This window comes from Rhizobium mesoamericanum STM3625, assembly GCF_000312665.1.
Classification (GTDB): domain Bacteria; phylum Pseudomonadota; class Alphaproteobacteria; order Rhizobiales; family Rhizobiaceae; genus Rhizobium; species Rhizobium mesoamericanum.
This window is the reverse complement of sequence record NZ_HF536772.1, coordinates 1,164,155-1,185,825: the sequence shown is the minus strand read 5'-3', so window position 1 is coordinate 1,185,825 and position 21,671 is coordinate 1,164,155. Positions and strand designations below refer to the sequence as shown.

Here is a 21,671-nt window from a genome sequence, read left to right as displayed (position 1 = left end):
GGCTCCTGTCGTCTGTTCGCGATACGATAGGAAATCGCCTCGAAGGTGAATGCGGCCCGCCGTTTCGTTGGTCGAGATCAGCCAAGGTGCGGGTCACATTCAGCAGGCGACGATAGCCTCGCGAACTTCATTTTCTCGGCTGCGTCGCGGACGCAATCACAGGCCGGTCGAATTCGTCGCGGCGTATTTCTCGATCATAACGGTCGAACACGGGTGATATCCACGCTGTTCGGCACCCGTTACGAGGAGACGCTTAGCGCTTCCGCTCGATCGCGTCCCACAGCAGGGCTGCGATATCCGCGCCACCAAACTTGCGCACCTCGCGAATGCCCGTCGGCGACGTGACGTTGATCTCCGTCATGTAGTCGCCGATGACATCGATGCCGACAAAGAGAAAGCCGCGTTCCTTCAGCGCAGGGCCAATGCGCTTGCAGATTTCGATCTCGCGTGCCGTCAGTTCAGTCGCCTCGGCGCGCCCGCCGACATGCATGTTGGAACGGCTGTCATGCTCAGCGGGGACGCGGTTGATGGCACCGACCGGCTCGCCGTCGACGAGCAGGATGCGTTTGTCGCCCTTGCGCACATCGGGCAGATATTGCTGTGCGATGAAGGGTTCGCGGAAGAGCTGACCGAAGATTTCGAGCAGCGACGAAAGGTTGCGGTCGTCCCTGGTGGAGTGGAAGACGCCGGCGCCACCGTTGCCATAGAGCGGTTTCAAGATGATGTCGCCCATCTCGTCGCGGAAACGGCGAATCTCGGCCGCATCCTTGGTGATCAGCGTCTTTGGCATCAGATCGGCGAATTCGGTGACGAAAATCTTTTCGGGAGAATTCCGAACCCAGGCTGGGTCATTGACAACGAGCGTCTTCGGGTGAATCCGCTCCAGCAGGTGCGTCGAGGTGATATAGGCCATGTCGAACGGCGGGTCCTGGCGCAGCAGGATAACATCCATCGTGGAGAGATCGACGCGTTCGGGGGCTCCAAGTTCGAAGTGATCGCCTTTGATGTCGCGCAGCACCATGGGCTCCACGGTAGCGTATAGATTGCCATCTCTGAAGCTCAGGCGGTCCGGGGTGTAATGGAAGAGCCTGTAGCCACGGGCCTGTGCTTCCAGGCTCATCGCAAAGGTGGAATCGCCCGCAATATTGATGCCGGCAACGTGGTCCATTTGGACCGCTACATTCTTGATCTTGGCCATTTCCGTCCCTTAGCTGATGCGGGACAGATGTAGGCTGCAGATGCCCCGAAAGCAACGCCAATCAATGGCACCCAACGCGGCGAACCGTAAATTCCTCAGGCCGCGATGCCGCTCTTCGGCGCCTCGCCGCGCAATAGGCTGCGGAGCCGATAGGCAAGGGCAACCGGCTTCGGAAACGGCTTTCTCAGGAACGCGACCTTGCGGACATAATTGTCGACGCGCCAGCTTGCCCAGGTGCCCGCCGCGAAGAAGGCGACGTCGCCCGCCTTCAGCGTGCGCTCCGTGCCGTCCTCGGCAACGATATGGACGCCGCCTTCGATGATCATCACCGTTTCATCCCAATAGAAGTACCAACGGAACTCACCGGCGGTGCAGTCCCAGATCGCCGTATAGGCTGCATCGTCGTTGCTGCGGGAATGTTCACCCGTGCGCGCCTGCGGATCGCCGCTGATAATCCAGTCCGGATTGATCGGTGTCGTGTGCATGACGAAGTTGTCCCCGGACTTCGCTACGAATGGCTTTGTTTCTGACAGCGGCAGACTCGAGAAAGGCACCACCCGCGTGGCCATCGCGATCACGCTTGCCAGCATCATATGAATACCCATGAGCAACCCCCGCTGCTATCAAATCCGCGTCGGGATAGCAGAGAGTCGTAAAGGCACCGTACAGGCGGTCCGTACAATTTGAATGATCAATCACCAGAAGACGTCAGGCGATTTCCGCTTTCATCACGACGGCCCGCGAAGACGACGTTTCGCCAATGCGCTTCCCGGTCTCATGGTTGAAGAAATGCAGTCTCCCGGCAGTCACGATCAGCCGCAGTTCGGACTTCAACTCTATTTCGGGAGACAGAACTGCCGTCAGTTGCTGATCACCAAGATTTGCATGCACGAGACGCTGGGAGCCGAGTTCCTCCACATAGTCGATCGCGACCGTCATGGCATGTTCGCCAGGACCGGCAAGGCGCAGGTCCTCGGCACGAATGCCGACGATCACGGGCCCGGATGCGGGCGCATGACCCGCAAGGTCGATCACGTTTGGCCCCAAGGCGAGCCTATCGCCATGCAGCTCGCCCTTGAGCAGGTTCATGGCCGGGGAGCCAATGAAGCTCGCGACAAAGGTGGAGGCCGGGGTGTGATAGACGTCGAGCGGGGCACCGATCTGCTCGATTTCGCCTCTGTTCAAAACCACCAGCCGGTCGGCCAAGGTCATTGCTTCCAGCTGGTCGTGGGTGACGTAAATTGAGGTCGTGCCGAGACGGTGTTGCAGCCGCTTGATCTCACCGCGCATCGAAACACGCAGTTTGGCGTCGAGGTTGGAGAGCGGTTCGTCGAACAAAAAGGCGGCTGGCTTGCGCACGATCGCGCGCCCCATAGCGACGCGCTGCCGCTGACCGCCCGAAAGGGCACGCGGCTTGCGCTCGAGATAGGCTTCGAGCTGCAGCATGCGGGCGGCTTCGGCGACGCGGGCGTCGATCTCCGCTTTCGGCGTTTTGCGGTTACGCAGACCGTAGGCAAGGTTCTCGTTGACCGTCATATGCGGGTAGAGCGCATAGTTCTGGAAGACCATGGCGATGTCGCGTTCGGCAGGGTCGACCCTGTTGACGACGCGCTTGCCGATCTTGACCTCGCCCTTGGAAATTTCCTCCAGCCCGGCGACCATGCGCAGAAGCGTCGACTTCCCGCAGCCGGACGGGCCGACAAGGACGATGAATTCGCCATCCTGAATGTCGATGTTCACGGACTTCACCGCATGGACGTCCCCGGTATAAATCTTGGAGACCTGATTGATTTCGATGGCGGCCATCGGCGTTTCCTTTACTTGTCGCTTTCGGTGAGGCCCTTGATGAACCAACGCTGGAACACCACGACGATGATCACAGGTGGCAGCATCGCCAGAATGGCGATGGCGAAGGCTTCGTTGTAATCGGGAATCTGCGCACCGACCCAGACCAGGAGGATCTGCTTGATGCCGCGCACCAGCGTGTAGAAGCTCTCGTCGTTGGTCATCAGCATCGGCCAGAGATACTGGTTCCAGCCGTAGACGAACATGATGATGAAGATGGCTGCGACCATCGTCTTGGAGAGCGGCACGATCACGTCGAAGAAGAACTTGATCGGACCGGCACCATCGATTCGCGCCGCTTCCAAGAGCTCGTCCGGGATCGATTTGAAGAATTGCCGGAAGTAAAAGGTGCCCGTTGCCGACGCCAGCAGCGGCACGATCAGGCCCGTATACGTGTTGATGAGGTGCAGCTGGTGCATGACTTCGTAAGAGGGAAGTATGCGGACCTCGAGCGGCAGCAGCAGCGTCGTGAAGATCATCCAGAAGAAAACGGTAGCGAGCCGAAACCGGAAGTAGACGATCGCATAGGCCGCGAGCATCGACAGGATGATCTTGCCTATAGCAAAGCCGATGCCAAGAATCAGCGAGTTCATCAGCATCCGCGTGCCAGTCACCTGTCCGGTAAAGCCGCCTTCGCGGTGCAGCACGTTATTGTAGGTCTCCGCGAAATGATTGCCCCAGGTCAGCGTCAGACCTTGGCGATGGATTTCGGCGGCGTCGTGCGTCGAGGTGAAGAAGGCGACGACAACGGGCGCCATCATGACGAAGACGCCAAGCAGCAGAATGATATGGTCACTTATCTTGAGATGGTACATTCCGCGCTCCTCAATTGTAGTGAACGCGCCGCTCGAGGAAGCGGAATTGGAAAACGGTGAGCACGAAAACGACGATCATCAGGATCACCGACTGGGCCGAGGAGCCGCCAAGGTCGTTGCCACGGAACCCATCCATGTAGACCTTGTAAACGAGCGTGATTGGGTTGTTGGCGGCCTTGTCCTTCACCATCACGTCGACGATGCCGAAGGTATCGAAGAGCGAATAGGTGATGTTGATGACAAGAAGGAAGAAGGCGGTCGGCGCCAAAAGGGGCAGAATGACGGTCCAAAACCGACGGAAACCCGAACGACAGTCGAGTGCCGCTGCCTCGCGGACGGAAACGGGAATCCCCTGAAGGCCCGAGAGAAAGAAGATGAAATTATACGGAATCTGCTTCCAGACAGAGACAACCACCATCGCAAAGGCCGTATCGAAATAATTTAGGCCGATTTTCATGTCCCAGCCGAACAAAGCGGCGAAACGCACGAAGGGGCCGATGTGCTGGTCGAAGAACATCATGCCGATCAGGCCGGCGACCGGCGGGGCGATTGCGTAAACCGAGATCAGCAGCGTCTTGTAGGTCGAGCCGCCTCGGATCACGGCATCCGCCTTGACTGCAAAAAGCAGGCCGAGCGACAGCGAGAAGAAGGTAACAAGCGCCGTGAAAATGGCGGTGAAGCCGGCGATCGAGCGGTACTCGGCGCTTTCGAGGATAGCCCTGTAATTGTCGAGGCCGACGAAGCTGGAGCTGAAGCCGAAGGGATCCTCCAGGAAGAACGAGGATTTCACCGCCTGAACGGACGGCCAATAGAAGAAAATGAAAATGACCGCCATCTGCGGCAGCAGGAAGAGATAAGGCAACGTTGGCGACGAAAACTGCATGCGCTTCATGGTGGGACCCTTTTACAAAGCGGTTCCGGAGACGGCGGGCGCCTCCGGAACCGTTGTTTCAGCAATGGCAGTATCAGCCGGCCGTCTTGGCGAAACGCTCGAGCAGCTGGTTGCCTTGCCTCTCGATCGTGTCGAAAGCGTCCTTCACGGAGGTTTCACCCGAGAAGATGCGGCCGTATTCGCGTTCCATGATTTCTCGGATCTGCGGGTAGAAACCGAGGCGGTAGCCCTTCGACCATTCGCCGTCCTTGAGCTTCAGCTGCTTGATACCCACTTCAGCGACCGGCTCCTTGTCGTAGTAGCCTTCCTTCTTGGCGAGCTCGTAGGCTGCCTCGGTGATGGCGACGTAGCCCGTTGCCTGGTGGTAGAACTTCTGGATCTCAGGCGAGGTCAGGAACTGGAAGAAGTCAGCAACGCACTTGTTCTCTTCAGCTGACTTTCCGGACATCGCAAAGAGTGCCGCGCCGCCGATAAAGCTGTGGGCGCCGGCTCCCTTGATCGAACCCCAGTATGGCAGGAAAGTTGCCGAGAAGGGCATCGTAGCCGTCTTCTTCAGGCCGCCAAAGGATCCCGAGGAACCCACCCAAAGAGCGACCTTGCCTTCTTCGAAGGGTTTCTGGTTGTCATTCCAGCCGGCGCCGTAGTACTTGAAGTAGCCTTCATCGGACCAGGCCTTCAGCTTCTCGAACATCATGATGAGGTTCGGGTCGGTGACCTTCAGCTTGGTGTCGACGACGCTGTCGTAGCCGTTGTTGTTGGTGGCGAACTGGATATTGTTGCGCGAGAAGAAGTTCTCGGTGAATTCCCAGGTCAGCTGAGACTGGACGAGCGGGATGTAGCCGGCGTCCTTGAGCTTCGGCGCAATAGCCTCGAACTCTTCCCATGTTTTCGGGGCTTCAACGCCGGCCTTCTTCAGCGCTTCCGAATTGATGTACATGATCGGAGCGGAAGAGTTGAACGGCATGCCGACGAACTTGCCGTCAGCGGCAGCGTAGAAATAGCGAACACCCGGAATGAAGGCATTGCGATCGAACTTGTAGCCGGCGTCCTTGATCAGGTCTTCGGCAGGAACGACAGCGCCCTTGGCGTTGATGATGGTTGCAGCACCCGCGTCAAAGACCTGCAGGATGTTCGGCTGCTCGCCAGAGCGGAAGGCAGCGATACCCGCCGCAAGCGCTTCCTCGTACGTGCCCTTGCTGACCGGGGTCAGGGCGCAGGACGGCTGCGCGGCGTTGAACTTCTGTGCAACCTCGTTGATGACTTCGCCGTTGCGGCCGCCCATGCCGTGCCACCAGGTGATGTTGGTCGCAGCAAAGGACGACGAGGCCGAAAAGCTGACCGCCATCGCGGCCATGGAAATCTTCTTGAACATGGCTAATCCCTCTCCACCAGTTGTTGGGGTGAGGAGTGCAATAGAGGCGTTCCATGACGCCTCCTTAATGGTTTGATGACAGCAGTGTTACAGCAATAGCTTTCTGCACGCGATTGCAAGCGACGTCAGACGGCGTTCGGGAAGTGGCGCGGCAGGCGACCGGGCTGGATGCCACAATGTCGTAGTACTGCAAAAGCACAGCATAATCGCGTTGCCGTGCCAGCCACAGATCGCTTGCAGCTTTGATCCGGTTTTGCGCCCTTGGCGACAGGGAATCGATGGGCGAACATGTGGTCACGGCGCGCTTTCACGTCCAAGAAAATCGCCGGATTGCGCTTGCGTGCAATGGTGCCGATCTCGCCCGGCCTCATGCGGTAGCGCCAATGCAATGGCCTCGCCCTTCGGCATGAGATAGATCGCGACGAGGTACTCGGAGATATGCCCCCCGCGTAGAGCCTTGTGGCGGTCGCTGGCGGCAGCCTTATCACCCATCGCCGCTCTTCATGTCGAGGAGCCGCTGATAGAGTTCTTTCTTGGAAATGCCTGTGAGCCGCGAGGCTTCGGCGGCGGCCTTCGAGGTGGGCAAAGTCCTTGCCAAATCGGCCAAGATCGCGTCTACATCCGCGGTTTCGACACCGCGTTCGGGAGGCGGACCAATGACCAGCACGATCTCGCCTTTGACGCTGTCGACGTCGGCATAATGGCGAGCAAGCTCTGCGAGCGTGCCACGCCGAAACTCCTCGTAGGTCTTCGTCAATTCACGGCAGACGGACGCGGCGCGATCACCCCCGAGCACATCGGCGGCGGCGGCCAGCGTTGCGGCTATACGGTGCGGCGATTCAAAGAACATCAGCGTTGCGGGAACCGCATCCAATTCGGCCAGCCGGTCGCGACGGGCCTTGTCCTTGGTCGGCAAAAAACCGGCAAAGAGAAAAGCGTCATTGGGCAGGCCGGAGCCAACCAAAGCAGCGAGCGGCGCCGAAGCCCCCGGGATCGGCACGACACGATAGCCAGCCTTTATGGCATTTTGTGCCAGACGATAGCCGGGATCCGAGACCAGCGGCGTCCCCGCGTCGGAGACGAGGGCGACGGACTTGCCGGCTTCAAGCGCGTGCAAGAGCCGTGGTCCGGCCTCATCGGCATTGTGTTCGTGGTAAGCGTAGGGCCGGTTTTGAATGCCATAGCGGTCAAGCAGAACGCGTGTGACGCGGGTGTCTTCGCAGGCCAGCACATCGGCGCCGGCAAGTGTTTCCAATGCACGCAGCGTGATATCGCCGAGATTGCCGATCGGCGTCGCGACGAGGTAAAGCGCCGGTTCCAACGGCCGTGCCGGAATGGGCATATTGTGTAAGCGAAAGCTGCGTTGCCTGCCACCTTCGGCCATCACATCGTCATTGCTCAAGATTGTTCCACTTTCTTTGGCTTCGCGCCTTTATGGGCGAGGCCTCGCTGTTCGGCAAGGCCGCTGCGATTTCTGTGAGCATTGCGCGGGAAAACGGCGATTGCATTGACGCTTCCGCTGGTACCTCTTGCAATCGGCCGCAAAATCCTGCCATTTTGCCTGTCCACTCTCTGGCCCCTCTTGGGCAAAAGCATTCCTTGCGGCGCGCAACATGCGCGCTCAAGCAGTAACGGTCGAAAGCGGTAGCATCCCATGCGTATTACAATTGAGCGGTCCAACCTTTTGAAGTCGCTGAACCACGTGCATCGCGTGGTCGAACGCCGGAATACGATCCCGATCCTGTCTAACATCCTGCTGCGCGCCGAGGGCCAGAACCTGGACATGAAGGCGACCGATCTCGATCTCGAAGTGACCGAAGCGACACCAGCCAATGTCGAACAGGCCGGTGCAACGACCGTTCCCGCCCATCTTCTTTACGACATCGTGCGCAAGCTACCGGATGGCTCCGAAGTCCTGCTTGCGACCAGCACCGATGGCGGCTCCATGACGGTTCAGTCCGGCCGCTCGAAGTTCTCGCTGCAGTGCCTGCCGGAATCCGACTTCCCGGATCTCACCGCCGGCACATTCAGCCATACCTTCAAGCTGAAAGCGACCGACCTCAAGATGCTGATCGATCGCACGCAGTTCGCGATCTCGACCGAGGAAACCCGTTACTACCTCAACGGTATTTTCTTCCACACCATCGAGAGCAAGGGCGACCTGAAGCTCCGCGCCGTCGCAACTGACGGCCACCGTCTCGCCCGCGCCGACGTGAATGCGCCGTCCGGCTCAGAAGGCATGCCCGGCATCATCATACCTCGCAAGACCGTTGGCGAACTGCAGAAGCTTGTCGATGTGCCGGATGCGATCGTAACCGTCGAAGTTTCCGACGCCAAGATCCGTCTCAGCATCGGCTCGATTGTCATGACCTCGAAGCTAATCGACGGCACCTTCCCAGATTACCAGCGCGTTATTCCGGCCAACAACGACAAGGAAATGCGTGTCGATTGCACGACGTTTGCGCAAGCTGTCGATCGCGTCTCGACGATCTCTTCCGAGCGCGGTCGGGCAGTCAAGCTCGCCATCTCCGATGGCCAGCTTCTGCTTACAGTCAACAATCCGGATTCGGGTAGCGCGACCGAGGAAGTTGCGGTTGGCTATGATACCGACTCGATGGAAATCGGCTTCAATGCGAAATATCTGCTCGACATTACGGCACAGCTTTCCGGCGACGAGGCGATCTTCTTGCTTGCCGATGCCGGCTCGCCGACGCTCATACGCGACACGACCGGCGACGACGCGCTTTACGTGCTAATGCCGATGCGCGTCTAATCGCGCGTCGCATTTGTCGCACAAACGTTGCCAATTGCGACGTCTGGCCTTGTTTTTCGGCTCGACTAACTGCAATTAAAGACCGGGCTGCTTTGATGCTGCATTTCTAGGAGGATGGTGGAATGGCGTTGCGCCTGAAGGAACGGCTGGGCAAGAAGTTTGACGAAGAGATCCGCTTCTTCAAGGGGATGATGCAGGGGCCGAAGACTGTCGGTTCGATTGTTCCCACCTCCTCCATTACCGCGCGCAAGATGGCGAGCGTCGTCAATCTGCACTCCGGATTGCCAGTCCTCGAGCTCGGACCTGGCACCGGCGCGATCACCAAGGCAATCCTCGGACGAGGCGTGAAGCCGGAAAATCTGGTCGCCGTCGAGTATTCGACGGATTTCTACGAGCATCTGGTTCGGCTCTATCCGGGCGTGAAATTCATTAATGGCGACGCCTTCAATCTCGACAAGACGCTCGGCGCCCTGAAGGATCAAAAGTTCGATTCCGTCGTGTCCGCCGTCCCGCTGCTGAACTTCCCGATGCAGGCCCGCATTGCGCTTCTCGAAAGCCTGCTCGACCGTCTGCCGGCTGGCCGCCCCGTCGTCCAGATCTCTTATGGCCCGGTCTCGCCGATCATCGCGCGACCTGATCGCTATCACATCCAGCACTTCGACTTCATCGTGCGGAACATTCCGCCAGCGCAGCTTTGGGTTTACCGGCGCGGGTAAACCCTGTGTTCGGCCTCTACATCACCCATCCGCAGGTCAAGATCGATCCGGCTGTTCCCGTATCGAAATGGGGGCTGTCGGAGATCGGCACCGCTCGCACCCACAAAGCGGCCGACAGCGACTGGGTAAAGCAGTTGCGGCGCATCATTTCCAGCGACGAGACGAAGGCGATCGAGACCGCCGAGATCCTTGCCGCGGCGGCCGGGCTGACCATCGAGATCGTCGATGGCACTCATGAGAACGACCGCTCAGCAACCGGTTTCCTGCAGCCGCCGGAGTTCGAGAAGGCGGCCGACTGGTTCTTTGCGCATCCCGCAGAGAGCTTCAGGGGCTGGGAACGCGCCATCGACGCGCAACGGCGAATTGTCTCGGCCGTCACGGATACTCTCGCGTCGCATGATCCCACCTCGCCTATTGCTTTCGTGGGCCATGGGGGCGTCGGCACGTTGCTGAAGTGCCATTTGCAGGGGCGCTCCATCCGACGCGACCACGACCAGCCCGGCGGCGGCGGCAGTCTCTATTGTTTCAGCCTTGCGGATCAGCGCCTATCGTGCGACTGGACGCCCATCGAAGAGTGGCAGGGATGGATATGAGATGGATGCACGCGAACGACTGATCGTCGGGCTGGATGTTCCAACGCTTGGCGAAGCCGAAAAAATTGTCGATACGCTTGGCGACGACGTCGTTTTCTACAAGATCGGCTATCAGCTCGCTTTTGCCGGCGGCCTGGAGTTCGCGCGCGATCTTGCCAAGAGTGGCAAGAAGGTCTTCCTCGATATGAAGCTACTCGACATCGACAACACCGTCGCGTCAGGTGTCGAAAACATCGTCAAGATGGGCATGTCGATGCTGACGCTACACGCCTATCCGAAGGCAATGAAGGCTGCGGTTGAGGCCGCGAAGGGCTCCGATCTCCGCCTTCTCGGCGTCACAGTGCTGACGTCGATGGACGAGGAGGATCTGGTCGCTGCCGGCTACGAATACGATCCGCATACGCTGGTGCTACGCCGCGCCGAACAGGCTCACCTCGCCGGCATGGGTGGCATTGTGTGTTCCGCCGAGGAATCCTCGGCCGTCCGCAAGATCATTGGCCCCGAAATGGCGCTTGTCACGCCGGGCATTCGCCCTGCCGGTGCCGACAAGGGCGACCAGAAGCGCGTGATGACGCCGGCTGCCGCGCTTCTGGCCGGCTCCAGCCACCTCGTCGTTGCCCGTCCGATCGTCAAGGCAGCCGATCCGAAGGAAGCGGCCCGGGCGATCCTCGCCGAGATGTCGGCTACCCTTCAAAAGTGAGTCAGGGAGCATCTAAGATGGCTAAGGGATATTGGATTGCGCGCGTCGATGTTCGCGATGCGGCGCGTTACAAGGATTATGTTGCGGCGGCGAAGCCGGCCTTCGAAAAGTACGGCGCCAACTTCCTCGCCCGTGGCGGCGCGATCACCGAGCTTGAAGGCAAGGCGCGGGCACGTAACGTGGTGATCGAGTTTCCTTCGATGCAGCACGCCGTCGATTGCTACAATTCGCCTGAATACCAGATCGCGGCGAAAATCCGCCAGGAAGTAGCCGACGCCGAAATGGTCGTTGTCGAAGGCATCTGAGACGAGTTCTCGGCCATGAGACCTGCGGCGCGATGGCCCTTTTCGTCGCGTCGCGATTGGTCTAAGACGAAATCAGATTGACCCAACAATTGAGCCTTTCGAGGAGCCTGCCATGACACTTGCCAACCTGCCGCCACTCGTCACCGTGTTCGGAGGGTCCGGCTTCATCGGCAGGCATATCGTCCGTGCGTTGGCAAAGCGCGGCTACCGCATTCGCGTTGCCGTCCGCCGTCCTGACCTCGCCGGCTTCCTGCAGCCGATCGGTAATGTCGGTCAGATATCTTTCGTTCAGGCAAACCTGCGCTACCGCAACTCGGTCGACCGCGCCGTCGAAGGCGCAGACTTTGTCGTCAATTGCGTCGGCATCCTGCACGAGGCCGGCCGGAATTCCTTCGAAGCAGTCCAAGAGTTCGGTGCACGTGCCGTCGCCGAGGCGGCCCGCAGCGTTGGCGCAAAACTGATCCATATCTCGGCGATCGGCGCGCACGCGCATTCCGATTCGGGATATGCCCGAACTAAGGGACGCGCCGAGGCGGCGATCCATGCGATCAAGCCGGATGCCATCATCTTCCGCCCGTCGGTCGTTTTCGGTCCCGAGGACAGCTTCTTCAACAAATTTGCTGACATGGCCCGCGTGTCGCCCTTCCTGCCGTTGATCGGTGGGGGTAAGACAAAGTTCCAGCCAGTTTATGTCGTCGACGTCGCCCAGGCCGTCGCCAGGGCAGTCGAGGGCAAGGTGACTGCAGGCGAAGTCTATGAGCTTGGCGGACCCGAAGTGCTGACGTTCCGCGAATGTCTCGAGATCATGCTCAAGGCAACCCGGCGCAAGAATCGCCTGGTCTCGCTTCCATTCAGCATTGCCTCGCTGATGGGCAATATTGCCTCGCTGGTCCCATTCGTCACGCCGCCGATCACCGCGGATCAGGTACGCCTTCTGAAGAAGGACAACATTGTCTCCAAGGAAGCGGAAGCCGAAGGCCGCACCTTGAAGGGCATTGGCGTCACCCCAACTCTGGTGAGCTCGGTCATCGGCTCGTATCTTGTGCACTATCGTCCGCAGGGCCAATATACCGGATCGGGCAAGGCCGCTTGAGGCCAACGGCCTAAAGTCTAATTAGCAGTGCCGCTTGCGAATTCGCGGGCGGCATTTTTCTTGGAAGAGTTTTCCGGAATCGCGCAAGTTGTGGATGCTTTTTTCTCCATGTCCGGCAGGCACTCGTTGCATAAAAGCCGCACGAAAAAATTAGCGGAATTAACACCAAATTTAGCAGGAACATTTATTGCTATTTGCCATTCCACTGACTACACACCCCGCGCGTCTCCCAATGGACTCAGCGCCTTGGCGGCGCTCTAACGACATTTGAAAGGCTTTCTTCGATGGGTAGGTCAATCGCGCTTCTGTTTGCGTGCGCGGCGCTGGTTATTCTGGCAGGGTCTTTCATTGCACCCGGTTCGGTTGCAGCGGTGAAGGGTGAGTGTTCGCCGGCCTACGGCATCGATCCCTGCGAGACCGGCTCCATCGGCCGATAAGAAAACCGGCGCTTTCGCGCCGGTTCCTTTTTAATCCGCAGTTCGATCAGAGGCTGAGCCGCGCGCCGCATATGCACGGTCGTTGCGGATGCAGCAATCAGGAAGCGTCTCAGGCAATCGCCCCAGTCGCCGCCATGCCAAGCAGAATGCCGCCGAGAATGATGCGGTAGATGGCAAACATCGTAAAGCGATTGCTGCGGATATAGGAAAGCAGCCACTTCACAGCGATAAAAGCGACCACCGTCGAAACGACGAAGGCAATCCCGAGGCTTGTCCAGTCCTCGTTTGCCGCTCCACCATCCTTAAAGGTCTTCAACAGTTCATAAGCGCTGGCTGCATACATGGTCGGGATACCGACCAGAAAAGCGAACTCGGTCGCTGCCGCACGATCGCCGGTACCAGCCAACATCGCGACGAAAATCGTGGCGCCTGATCGCGATGTCCCCGGGAAGACGCCGGCAACCACCTGGGCAATGCCCACCAGGATGGCGACGAGCCAGGTGATCTCCTTGTAGGGCGGTCGGCGCGCCGCGGCCCATTCGGCAAAGATCATCCAGACACCGCCTATGATCAGCGCCCAGGCAATCGGCGTCGCTGTCTCAGGTAGCTGGAATCCGAGCTTCTTGACGACAAGTCCGAGGACCGCCGTAATGAGAAACGCGACAATCAGCTTGGCGGCATAGGATCGGTTGCGCGGATCGCGCCAACCGAGGACCAGGTCCAGCAGGCGGTGCCGGTAGATAATAGTGACGGCGAGGATCGCGCCGGCCTGTATAACGATGTTGAACATATCCGAGCGGTGGCCGAGCCACTGCTCCGCGATGATAAGGTGGCCGGTACTCGAAATCGGCAGAAACTCGGTAATTCCCTCTATTATACCTAGAATTATAGAGTTCATATATTCCATGAATTCTCTCCGTGGAGTTTGGTCGGGGGCGTTGGTTGGGTTATGACCTCTGGAAGTGACGAAGGCAGGGCGAGATAGTTAAAAAATAGTTACCGGGCAGATCTACGTCCGTTGTCGGGCAGTCCGCAACCCGACTCGCTTGTATTGGAAGGGCCAAGCTCCTATAGCTTCAACGAATGAGTCATGACTAGGGCGCTAAAATGATCGCGCTCTTTCAACGTGCCACACCCCTCAAAAAATCCGAGAATCGATGCCCACGCTCTATCATCACCCTATGTCATCCGCATCACGCTTCGTTCGCCTGATCCTAACGGAGTACGGTTATCAGGCAGACCTGATCGAGGAACAGACATGGGAGAAGCGCCGGGACTTCCTCGCGCTCAACCCGGCCGGAACATTGCCGGTCTACGTCGATGACAGCATGCGGGCGCTGTGCGGCGCCACTGTGATTTCCGAGTACCTCGACGAAACCCATGGCGTGCTCAAGCGTGATCGCCGGTTGCTAGCTGAAGATCCGTTCCAACGCGCCGAAATCCGCCGCCTAACCGAATGGTTCATGCAGAAGATGGAAACCGACGTGACCAAGCCGCTCGCCCGCGAGCGTGTCTACAAGCTGCAGATGACGGCTGACCAGGGAGGCGGCGCGCCCGACTCGAAGATCCTTCGAACGGCGCGGGCGAATATCCGACAGCACATGAAGTATCTCACATGGCTCGCAGGCTCGCGCCAATGGCTGGCGGGTGACCGCATGAGCTATGCCGATCTGGCTGCAGCATCTGCCGTTTCCATTCTCGATTATCTCGGCGAGATCGACTGGTCGGAGGCTTCTGTTGTCAAAGAGTGGTATCAGCGCTTGAAGTCGCGCCCATCGTTCCGGCCACTGCTTACCGAACGCGTGCGCGGTCTGACACCGGTTTCGCACTACGCCGATCTGGATTTCTGACGAGGGCCTTGGATGGCCACAGAAAACAAGGAACTGAAACGCCGCGACACCCTCACCGCCTACATTCGCTCGCAGGCGAAGGCTCTCGGATTCGACCTCTGTCGCATCACGCGACCCGACGCCATCCCCGAGGCCAAGCAGCGGCTTGGTGAATTCATCGACGCCGGGCGGCATGGCACGATGGAGTGGATGGCGGAAACCCGCGACAGGCGCGGCGATCCGCGCACGCTCTGGAGCGATGTCCGGTCGATCGTCGTCTTCGGCCTCAATTACGGACCTGACGAGGATCCGCGCGACATTCTGAAAAAGCCCGACAAGGCGGCGATCTCCGTCTATGCGCGCAATCGCGACTATCATGACGTCATCAAGGGCCGGCTCAAGGAGATCGCGACGCGCTTTGCCGCGCGTGCCGGGGCGGATGTGAAGGTCTTCGTCGATACCGCTCCGGTGATGGAGAAGCCGCTCGCCGCCGCCGCCGGCCTCGGCTGGCAGGGCAAGCACACGAACCTCGTCAGCCGCGAGCTTGGTTCCTGGCTTTTCCTCGGCTCGATGTTCACGACCGCGAACCTGAATATCGATAATCCCGAAGTCGACCACTGCGGCTCCTGCCGCGCCTGTCTCGACATCTGCCCGACCGATGCCTTTCCTGGCCCCTACCAGATCGACGCAAGGCGCTGCATTTCTTACCTGACCATCGAGCACAAGGGCCCGATCGATCCCACCTTGCGTCCCTTAATCGGCAATCGGATCTACGGCTGCGACGACTGCCTCGCCGCCTGCCCATGGAACAAGTTTGCCCACGAAGCATCCGAAATGAAGCTGCGTGCTCGCGAGGATCTCAAGGAGCCGACGATCGAGTATTTGCTCGGCCTCGACGATGCTGCCTTTCGCACTTTCTTCAGCGGCTCGCCGGTCAAACGCATCGGCCGCGACCGTTTTATCCGCAATGTGCTTATCGCCGCCGGAAATTCGGGCGAGCGCCGATTTGTCGAGAAATGTCACGCCCTGACGCGGGACCCATCGCCCGTCGTGCGGGGCATGGCAGTTTGGGCGCTGTCGCGCCTTCTGGAGGCTGGTGAATTTTCTGCCTTTGCGGCACAAAGGCCAGACGAGTCGGACAGCGATGTCCTCAACGAATGGCGGCTAGCAGGAGCGGTGTGATGGAAGTGACGATTTTCGGCTGCGGCTATTCGGGGAAGGCAATCGCCAAGGCCTTCATAGCTGATGGCGTGCGCGTAACCGGGACCACGCGGACGCACGACAAGGCAGCCGCCCTTTGCGCCCAGGGCATTAACGCGTTCCTTTTCGACGGCGAAACCTTAGGGAACGACTTGCGCGCAGCAATGCGCGATACGACGCATCTCGTTCAATCCATTGCGCCGCGGGAAAACGGCGATCCACTGATCGGATTAACGCGAGGTCGCTTGCGCGAAACGATGCCCAAGCTTCAGTGGATCGGCTATCTCTCGACTGTCGGCGTCTATGGCGATCATAAGGGAAACTGGGTCACTGAAGACACTCCTTGCACGCCGGTGTCCGGCCGGTCGAAGGAGCGATTGGAAGCGGAAGATGGCTGGATGGCGATCGGTAGGGAGGTCGGTATCCCGGCAGCGGTTCTCCGACTGTCCGGTATCTACGGCCCGGGCCGCAATGCCTTTTGCAATCTGGAACGTGGCACCGCACGACGGCTGATAAAGAAAGATCAGGTTTTCAATCGGATCCGGGTCGAGGATATCGGCGCGGCCACGCAATTCCTTGCCGCGCACGGGCTCGGCGGCATCTACAACGTCACAGACGACCTGCCCGGCCCACCGCAGGACGTCATTGTCGAGGCTGCGCGCCTTCTAGGCGTCGAGGCCCCGCCGGAGCAGCCTTTCGAGACTGCCGAGCTCTCGCCCATGGCGCGGTCCTTTTACGGCGAGAACAAGCGGGTGTCCAACGCCAAATTGAAGGCGGCGGGCTTCACATTGGCTTTCCCGGATTATCCCGCCTCCCTTGCCCAGCTGATGCGGAGTAACAGCTGGCGAGGATAGCGTGCCTCAGGCCGAGATGCTGAGAGCCGGTTCAGTCTTTGCCCGTGAGAACGGTGGGAAAGCCAGCGCGATCGCCGCCGCTCCAAGCCCGACCAGCGCGGATCCGATGAAGAGCCACGAGTAGTTATGGAACGTGTCAAAGATCCAGCCGCCGATCAGTGGACCGAATGCCATACCGAGACTGGAGAGCATGGTCGCCGCGCCGAACACAGTGCCGATGATGCGAGGGCCGAAGTATTCCCGCGCAAGCACGGCATAGAGCGGCATAACGCCGCCATAGGCGCTCCCGAAGATGATTGCCAAAACATAAAATTCACCGAGCCGGCTGACGAAGAGGTACGTTGCCAGCGCAATCGCCTGGACAAGCAGGCCGGCCACAAGGACGGGCTTCACGCCGATCCTGTCTGCAAGCCCGCCGTAGAGTAGCCGTCCGCCCAGCCCCGCGAGCCCCTCGACGCTGTAGATACTGACGGCAGCCATAGGTGCAATGCCGCAGAACGTGGCGTAGCTGACCATGTGAAAGATCGGGCCTGAATGCGCGGCACAACAGGCAGCGAATGTCAGCCCGAGCACGATGAATTGCGGGGAGCGGAACACCTGCGAGAGCATGGGTTGCTCGCCGTTCGGCATGAGGGCGGCGGCAGCGGCGCCTGCTTCCGCAGGCGGACGACGAACGAGCACGGCTGTCGGTATCAGCAGCACCCAAGCGGTGACGCCAATCAGCAGCATCGCGGTTCGCCAATCGTAGGCGGAAATCAGCCAGCGTGCGAAGGGCGAGATCGTCATCGGTGCGACACCCATGCCGGCCGACACCAACGAGACGGCAAGGCTGCGGTTCTCCTCGAACCAACCGGTTGTCGTCGCGATCATCGGTGCAAAAAAGGTGCTGGCAGCAAGTCCGACCAGAATGCCGTAAGTCAACTGAAATTGCAGGAGCGACTCCGCGCGGCTTGCCAAGACAAGCGCCAGGCCAAGGCCGCCAGCGCCGATCAAAACGACAATGCGCGGACCGAAGCGATCGCTTGCGGTGCCCCAAAGGAAACCACCAACCCCCATGACAATAAAATTCAGTGTCATCGCACTCGCGATACCCGCGTGCGACCAGCCGGTTTCGATTGCGATGGGCTCCTGGAAAATCGCCAGCGAGAACATCGCGCCAAGCGCAACGCAGGTCATCAATGCGCCGGCGGCCACAATAATCCAACGATAGTGTATACTCATAACTTCGCAGCCTCCCTGCAAAAATTAAACGAGGCGCACCGCAGCTAGCGCCTGGCGGCCTTGCAACGTAAAGACGACCGAGGTCTCTCGTTTTCGACAGCCTGCAGATTTTTATACGATGGCGGGGCGGTCAGCATCACTTTGCGCGTCGGAGCCCAGCTTGCCGAACAGCAACGGGTTGCAAAATTTGCGTCCTTAGGTTGCTAAGTCCTGCAACGAGCAAATCGGCAAATCAGCAGAAAAATTCTACCTCGGTTGCTTGCCGCACAAATTTAGTACCGGTTTATGGTTAATGGCCCCTAAATTTGCTCAAATGAGGCACTAATTATGGCAATCACGCAAAATTATTTTCGTTAATTTTGTGATCTTGAGTTGCGTGGACACGCCCTTGCAAAAAACGTTCGAATTTTACTTGATTTCATTATCTTTTTTTCCATTTCCCTGATTTTTAGGGCGCTTGTCGCCGCACATCTATCTATCACAAATATTACATTCTGTAATATTCCGTGATAATGGGGGGCACTTTTTCGCCACACTTGGCCGGATTCAACCCCTTCACCGCCCACAAGGCGTGAGTTCAACAGTTGAGGGACAATCCGTTTTGAAGAAAATCTGCCGTTCTGTTATCGCCGCAACAACTATTGCCGCCTGCTCTACCATCCTTCCCGTTGAAGGATTTGCTGCAAATGGTTGTGGTGGTGCTTCATGGTACGCACTTCGCTCCAAAACCGCTTCCGGGGAACGTATGAACCCGGCCATCAATACTGCAGCACATCGTTCACTGGCATTTGGCACGAAGCTGAAAGTTACCAACCGCAACAACGGCCGCAGTGTCGTCGTTCGCGTCAACGATCGTGGCCCGTTCATTCGCGGTCGCGTGCTCGATCTCTCCCGCGCTGCCGCCCAGAACATTGGTATGGTTGGCACCGGCACGGCAAAGGTCTGCTACGAAGTCATAGGCTAAGCGTTCTCCCGTACTCGAATGGGTCGCTTGCTCTTGCCGCCAATCGCGTTTACGACGCGGTTCAGACTTGTGTACCATCCGCTGCCTCTGTCGCGCTTCCTGCGGATTGTTCACAAGCCCGGTATTTTGATCCAAGCGATGGGAGCTGTTTGAATGCGGTTGGGCGGACGGCTCGAAGGGGCGATTTCGGTTCTTGCAGATATCGATACCCGCAGACGGCCTGTCGCCGATGCACTGAAGGACTGGGGCCTCGCACATCGGTTTGCCGGTTCAGGCGACCGCGCCGCGATCGGCAACATCGTTTACGACGCGCTGCGCATGCGACTGTCTCACACTTGGCTGATGGACGACGACAGCGCTTCCTCCATCGCTTACGCTGTGATGTTCCGGCAATGGGGCTTCACACCAGACACGCTCGCCGCCGAGCTTTCCGACGACAAGTTCGCACCTGTCCCGCTCTCGGAAGCGCAACTCTCCGCGTTCAGCAGCCGTCACCTGGCCGACGCTCCGGCTCATATTCAGGGCGACATCCCCGAGTGGGTCCAATCCTCCTTTGAAAGTGCCTTCGGCGACAGCTGGCTTGCCGAGGCACATGCCCTTGCCGGGCGTCCTACACTCGATCTGCGCGCCAACATCCTCAAGGCCACGCGCGACAAGACGGTCAAGGCGCTTGAGAGAGCCGGCGCACAAGAGGCCGCGATCGCCCGTTATGGCATCCGGATTCCTGCCGGCGAAGGCGCCTCAAGGCTTCCAAACGTGACAGCTGAACTTTCGTTCCATAAAGGCTGGTTCGAAGTACAGGACGAGGGATCGCAGATCGTCGCCGATCTCGTGCTCCCAAAGGACGGCGAACAGGTGCTCGACTATTGCGCGGGCGGTGGAGGCAAGACGCTCGCCATGTCGGCGGCCATGCATAACAAAGGTCAGGTCCACGCCTTCGACGCGGATCGCAAACGTCTCGCCCCGATCATCGAGCGCTTGAAGCGTGCCGGAACCCGCAATGTGCAGGTCCATGACGACGCGAAGGCTCTGAACGGCCTCAGCGGCCGCTGCGACAAGGTGCTCGTCGACGCGCCTTGCACGGGAACCGGAACCTGGCGGCGGCGGCCTGATACAAAATGGCGGCTGACCGCAAAGAATCTGGACGAGCGCACCGCTCAGCAGCAGGATGCGCTCAGGCAGGCGAGCGCCTTTGTACGACCGGGCGGGGAATTGATCTATGTCACCTGCTCGGTGCTTCCGCAGGAAAATGAGGAACAGGTCCGGCGCTTCACCACCGAAAATGCCGACTACGAGATTGTCGGCGCCCTGCCTGCCTGGGATGGTCTCTTCGGAAAGGACAGCCCACGCCCTCGTTCCTCCGACGGCAAGACGATCACGCTGACACCCGCTTCCACCGATACGGACGGCTTCTTCTTCTGTCGCATGCAGAGGAAGGGCTGAGCATTCGCTAAGGCAATGGCGGCGAGAACTCTTAAAATCATTCCAAACTAGAGTGTTTGACACAAGTTTACTTTTGCGCGAAGAGATTTTCCGCCGGATCTCAGACGGAGCTCCGCACAGGAGAGGATCATGAAACTCAACAAGAATTTCTGCGCAGCCGTGGCGCTGACGGTGGCCCCAACCGCTCTGCTCGCCATGCCCGCCTGCGCGGCACCGGATGCTGCCGCAGTCGTCAAGCATTACACCGATGTTGCGCATGCGAAGTACGAAGACTCGCTGACAACGGCCAAGGCTCTCGACGCAGCCATCGACGCCCTGCTCGAAAACCCGACCGATGAGACGCTGAAAGCGGCTCGCGCTGCGTGGATCAAGGCACGGGTGCCTTACCAGCAGACGGAAGTTTACCGGTTCGGCAACCCGATCGTCGACGATTGGGAAGGCAAGGTCAATGCCTGGCCGCTCGACGAGGGCCTGATTGATTACGTCGATCCGTCCTACGGCACCGAGAGCGACGAAAACTCGCTCTACGTCGCCAATGTCATCGCCAACAAAACGATCAAGATCGACGGCAAGGATGTCGACGCGTCCAAGCTGACGCCCGAATTCCTCTCCGGCACGCTGGCTGAAGCCGGCGGCGTCGAAGCTAACGTCGCGACAGGCTATCATGCCATCGAATTCCTGCTCTGGGGCCAGGATCTGAACGGTACCGGTCCCGGTGCCGGCAATCGTCCCGCCACCGACTACGACCTGAAGAATTGCACGCACGGCAATTGCGATCGCCGGGCCGAGTATTTGAAGTCTGCTTCGACGCTGCTGGTTTCCGACCTTCAGGAAATGACCAGCAACTGGGCTCCCGATGGCGAAGCCACCAAGCACGTCGAAGCCGATGCAAAGGCTGGTCTCGTGGCCATCTTGACCGGCATGGGCTCGCTCTCCTACGGCGAACTGGCAGGCGAACGCATGAAGCTCGGCCTGCTGCTGCATGATCCGGAAGAAGAGCATGATTGCTTCTCCGACAACACCTACAACTCGCACCTCAACGACGCGATCGGCATCGCTGCTGCTTATAGCGGCGATTATACCCGCGTCGACGGCACGAAAATGACGGGTCCGTCGCTGCATGATCTCGTCGCAGCCAAGGACAAGAAGCTAGACAAGGAAATGCAGGCGAAGCTGAAGAAGACGCTCGACGCGATGCAAGTCATGGCGAAGCGCGGTCAGAATGTCGAGAAGTACGACCAGATGATCGGCGAAGGCAACAAGAAGGGCAATGCCGTCGTTCAGGCTGCCATTGATGGCCTCATCGACCAGACCAAGACCGTGCAGCGTGTTATTGCCGCACTCGATCTCGGCACGGTGAAGCTTGAAGGTTCCGACAGCTTAGATAATCCTAGCGCCGTCTTCCAATAAGTGAAAAGGCG

22 protein-coding genes and 1 pseudogene are annotated in these 21,671 nt (G+C 59.1%); 13 read left to right on the top strand and 10 right to left on the bottom strand.

The window, feature by feature from the left end; translation table 11 throughout:
- Positions 1-253 precede the first annotated feature (253 nt).
- The 8 genes and pseudogenes from gshB to rsmI form a co-directional block, all read right to left on the bottom strand.
- Positions 254-1,198, bottom strand: coding sequence for a glutathione synthase (gene gshB / locus BN77_RS05725; protein WP_007529401.1), 945 nt, complete (start codon positions 1,196-1,198; stop codon positions 254-256).
- A 95-nt stretch (positions 1,199-1,293) separates the two neighbouring features.
- A complete protein-coding gene (locus BN77_RS05720; RefSeq protein WP_007529399.1) occupies positions 1,294-1,803 on the bottom strand; it encodes a cupin domain-containing protein in 510 nt (169 codons plus the stop codon).
- 103 nt (positions 1,804-1,906) lie between these two features.
- Positions 1,907-3,004 (bottom strand): ABC transporter ATP-binding protein, encoded by a 1,098-nt coding sequence (locus BN77_RS05715; protein WP_007529396.1) that lies wholly within the window; start codon positions 3,002-3,004, stop codon positions 1,907-1,909.
- Between the two features lie 11 nt (positions 3,005-3,015).
- The gene (gene ugpE, locus BN77_RS05710; protein ID WP_007529394.1) at positions 3,016-3,858 is read right to left on the bottom strand and encodes a sn-glycerol-3-phosphate ABC transporter permease UgpE; all 843 of its coding nucleotides are present in this window, start codon (positions 3,856-3,858) and stop codon (positions 3,016-3,018) included.
- Positions 3,859-3,868: 10 nt separating this feature from the next.
- Complete coding sequence (locus tag BN77_RS05705; RefSeq protein ID WP_007529391.1) at positions 3,869-4,750, bottom strand: ABC transporter permease subunit; 882 nt, start codon at positions 4,748-4,750, stop codon at positions 3,869-3,871.
- A 73-nt stretch (positions 4,751-4,823) separates the two neighbouring features.
- Positions 4,824-6,122 carry an extracellular solute-binding protein gene (locus tag BN77_RS05700; protein WP_007529388.1) on the bottom strand — a complete coding sequence of 433 codons (1,299 nt, stop codon included), beginning with the start codon at positions 6,120-6,122 and terminating at the stop codon, positions 4,824-4,826.
- Positions 6,123-6,247: 125 nt separating this feature from the next.
- Positions 6,248-6,614 (bottom strand): annotated as a pseudogene (locus tag BN77_RS31915) (YraN family protein).
- Positions 6,607-7,506: a 16S rRNA (cytidine(1402)-2'-O)-methyltransferase gene (gene rsmI / locus BN77_RS05690; protein WP_040677591.1), complete on the bottom strand. Its 900-nt coding sequence runs from the start codon at positions 7,504-7,506 to the stop codon at positions 6,607-6,609. The pseudogene BN77_RS31915 and the gene rsmI overlap by 8 nt, the downstream one beginning before the upstream one ends.
- Before the next feature lie 270 nt (positions 7,507-7,776).
- Here rsmI and dnaN point away from each other — a divergent pair, with 270 nt between their 5' ends.
- The 7 genes from dnaN to BN77_RS34065 all read left to right on the top strand — a co-directional run bounded on the left by dnaN (position 7,777) and on the right by BN77_RS34065 (position 12,739).
- Positions 7,777-8,895: a DNA polymerase III subunit beta gene (dnaN, locus tag BN77_RS05680; protein ID WP_007529381.1), complete on the top strand. Its 1,119-nt coding sequence runs from the start codon at positions 7,777-7,779 to the stop codon at positions 8,893-8,895.
- A 122-nt stretch (positions 8,896-9,017) separates the two neighbouring features.
- On the top strand, positions 9,018-9,611 hold the full coding sequence (pmtA, locus tag BN77_RS05675; RefSeq protein WP_007529380.1) for a phospholipid N-methyltransferase PmtA: 594 nt from the start codon (positions 9,018-9,020) through the stop codon (positions 9,609-9,611).
- A gap of 5 nt (positions 9,612-9,616) precedes the next feature.
- Complete coding sequence (locus tag BN77_RS05670) at positions 9,617-10,204, top strand: histidine phosphatase family protein (protein WP_007529379.1); 588 nt, start codon at positions 9,617-9,619, stop codon at positions 10,202-10,204.
- A 1-nt stretch (position 10,205) separates the two neighbouring features.
- Positions 10,206-10,904: an orotidine-5'-phosphate decarboxylase gene (pyrF, locus tag BN77_RS05665; RefSeq protein ID WP_007529378.1), complete on the top strand. Its 699-nt coding sequence runs from the start codon at positions 10,206-10,208 to the stop codon at positions 10,902-10,904.
- Between the two features lie 17 nt (positions 10,905-10,921).
- On the top strand, positions 10,922-11,209 hold the full coding sequence (locus BN77_RS05660) for a DUF1330 domain-containing protein (RefSeq protein WP_007529377.1): 288 nt from the start codon (positions 10,922-10,924) through the stop codon (positions 11,207-11,209).
- 112 nt (positions 11,210-11,321) lie between these two features.
- Positions 11,322-12,302: a complex I NDUFA9 subunit family protein gene (locus tag BN77_RS05655; protein WP_007529376.1), complete on the top strand. Its 981-nt coding sequence runs from the start codon at positions 11,322-11,324 to the stop codon at positions 12,300-12,302.
- Between the two features lie 284 nt (positions 12,303-12,586).
- A complete protein-coding gene (locus BN77_RS34065) occupies positions 12,587-12,739 on the top strand; it encodes a hypothetical protein (RefSeq protein ID WP_028745343.1) in 153 nt (50 codons plus the stop codon).
- Positions 12,740-12,848: 109 nt separating this feature from the next.
- Here the strand turns inward: BN77_RS34065 and BN77_RS05645 are convergent, their stop codons facing one another.
- The gene (locus BN77_RS05645) at positions 12,849-13,646 is read right to left on the bottom strand and encodes an undecaprenyl-diphosphate phosphatase (protein ID WP_007529374.1); all 798 of its coding nucleotides are present in this window, start codon (positions 13,644-13,646) and stop codon (positions 12,849-12,851) included.
- Between the two features lie 250 nt (positions 13,647-13,896).
- Between BN77_RS05645 and BN77_RS05640 the strand changes: the two genes are divergently transcribed.
- The 3 genes from BN77_RS05640 to BN77_RS05630 are packed head-to-tail and all read left to right on the top strand — an operon-like array spanning position 13,897 to position 16,622.
- Complete coding sequence (locus BN77_RS05640; RefSeq protein ID WP_007529373.1) at positions 13,897-14,589, top strand: glutathione S-transferase family protein; 693 nt, start codon at positions 13,897-13,899, stop codon at positions 14,587-14,589.
- A 12-nt stretch (positions 14,590-14,601) separates the two neighbouring features.
- Positions 14,602-15,750 (top strand): tRNA epoxyqueuosine(34) reductase QueG, encoded by a 1,149-nt coding sequence (gene queG, locus BN77_RS05635; RefSeq protein WP_007529372.1) that lies wholly within the window; start codon positions 14,602-14,604, stop codon positions 15,748-15,750.
- Positions 15,750-16,622 carry an SDR family oxidoreductase gene (locus BN77_RS05630; protein WP_040676785.1) on the top strand — a complete coding sequence of 291 codons (873 nt, stop codon included), beginning with the start codon at positions 15,750-15,752 and terminating at the stop codon, positions 16,620-16,622. The genes queG and BN77_RS05630 overlap by 1 nt, the downstream gene beginning before the upstream one ends.
- A 6-nt stretch (positions 16,623-16,628) precedes the next feature.
- On the opposite strand, the gene BN77_RS05625 is transcribed toward BN77_RS05630, so the two are convergent.
- Entirely contained in the window at positions 16,629-17,843 is a 1,215-nt protein-coding gene (locus tag BN77_RS05625) for an MFS transporter (RefSeq protein WP_007529370.1), read from the bottom strand.
- 601 nt (positions 17,844-18,444) lie between these two features.
- Here BN77_RS05625 and BN77_RS05620 point away from each other — a divergent pair.
- From BN77_RS05620 to BN77_RS05610, 3 genes are all read left to right on the top strand, one after another.
- Complete coding sequence (locus BN77_RS05620) at positions 18,445-18,807, top strand: septal ring lytic transglycosylase RlpA family protein (protein WP_028745348.1); 363 nt, start codon at positions 18,445-18,447, stop codon at positions 18,805-18,807.
- A gap of 153 nt (positions 18,808-18,960) precedes the next feature.
- Positions 18,961-20,250, top strand: coding sequence for an RsmB/NOP family class I SAM-dependent RNA methyltransferase (locus BN77_RS05615; protein ID WP_007529368.1), 1,290 nt, complete (start codon positions 18,961-18,963; stop codon positions 20,248-20,250).
- Between the two features lie 129 nt (positions 20,251-20,379).
- Positions 20,380-21,660 carry an imelysin family protein gene (locus tag BN77_RS05610; RefSeq protein WP_007529367.1) on the top strand — a complete coding sequence of 427 codons (1,281 nt, stop codon included), beginning with the start codon at positions 20,380-20,382 and terminating at the stop codon, positions 21,658-21,660.
- Positions 21,661-21,671: the final 11 nt, after the last annotated feature.

What these genes read in the sequence shown, in the direction of transcription:
- BN77_RS05655 (WP_007529376.1), top strand. Translation starts at nt 11,322, where the DNA reads ATGACACTTGCCAACCTGCCGCCACTCGTCACCGTGTTCGGAGGGTCC.
- BN77_RS05705 (WP_007529391.1), bottom strand. Translation starts at nt 4,750, where the DNA reads ATGAAGCGCATGCAGTTTTCGTCGCCAACGTTGCCTTATCTCTTCCTG.
- BN77_RS05715 (WP_007529396.1), bottom strand. Translation starts at nt 3,004, where the DNA reads ATGGCCGCCATCGAAATCAATCAGGTCTCCAAGATTTATACCGGGGAC.
- BN77_RS05700 (WP_007529388.1), bottom strand. Translation starts at nt 6,122, where the DNA reads ATGTTCAAGAAGATTTCCATGGCCGCGATGGCGGTCAGCTTTTCGGCC.
- BN77_RS05615 (WP_007529368.1), top strand. Translation starts at nt 18,961, where the DNA reads ATGCGGTTGGGCGGACGGCTCGAAGGGGCGATTTCGGTTCTTGCAGAT.
- BN77_RS05630 (WP_040676785.1), top strand. Translation starts at nt 15,750, where the DNA reads ATGGAAGTGACGATTTTCGGCTGCGGCTATTCGGGGAAGGCAATCGCC.
- BN77_RS05720 (WP_007529399.1), bottom strand. Translation starts at nt 1,803, where the DNA reads ATGGGTATTCATATGATGCTGGCAAGCGTGATCGCGATGGCCACGCGG.
- gshB (WP_007529401.1), bottom strand. Translation starts at nt 1,198, where the DNA reads ATGGCCAAGATCAAGAATGTAGCGGTCCAAATGGACCACGTTGCCGGC.
- pmtA (WP_007529380.1), top strand. Translation starts at nt 9,018, where the DNA reads ATGGCGTTGCGCCTGAAGGAACGGCTGGGCAAGAAGTTTGACGAAGAG.
- BN77_RS05645 (WP_007529374.1), bottom strand. Translation starts at nt 13,646, where the DNA reads ATGGAATATATGAACTCTATAATTCTAGGTATAATAGAGGGAATTACC.
- BN77_RS05625 (WP_007529370.1), bottom strand. Translation starts at nt 17,843, where the DNA reads ATGAGTATACACTATCGTTGGATTATTGTGGCCGCCGGCGCATTGATG.
- pyrF (WP_007529378.1), top strand. Translation starts at nt 10,206, where the DNA reads ATGGATGCACGCGAACGACTGATCGTCGGGCTGGATGTTCCAACGCTT.
- ugpE (WP_007529394.1), bottom strand. Translation starts at nt 3,858, where the DNA reads ATGTACCATCTCAAGATAAGTGACCATATCATTCTGCTGCTTGGCGTC.
- queG (WP_007529372.1), top strand. Translation starts at nt 14,602, where the DNA reads ATGGCCACAGAAAACAAGGAACTGAAACGCCGCGACACCCTCACCGCC.
- rsmI (WP_040677591.1), bottom strand. Translation starts at nt 7,506, where the DNA reads ATGGCCGAAGGTGGCAGGCAACGCAGCTTTCGCTTACACAATATGCCC.
- BN77_RS05610 (WP_007529367.1), top strand. Translation starts at nt 20,380, where the DNA reads ATGAAACTCAACAAGAATTTCTGCGCAGCCGTGGCGCTGACGGTGGCC.
- BN77_RS05660 (WP_007529377.1), top strand. Translation starts at nt 10,922, where the DNA reads ATGGCTAAGGGATATTGGATTGCGCGCGTCGATGTTCGCGATGCGGCG.
- BN77_RS05640 (WP_007529373.1), top strand. Translation starts at nt 13,897, where the DNA reads ATGCCCACGCTCTATCATCACCCTATGTCATCCGCATCACGCTTCGTT.
- dnaN (WP_007529381.1), top strand. Translation starts at nt 7,777, where the DNA reads ATGCGTATTACAATTGAGCGGTCCAACCTTTTGAAGTCGCTGAACCAC.
- BN77_RS34065 (WP_028745343.1), top strand. Translation starts at nt 12,587, where the DNA reads ATGGGTAGGTCAATCGCGCTTCTGTTTGCGTGCGCGGCGCTGGTTATT.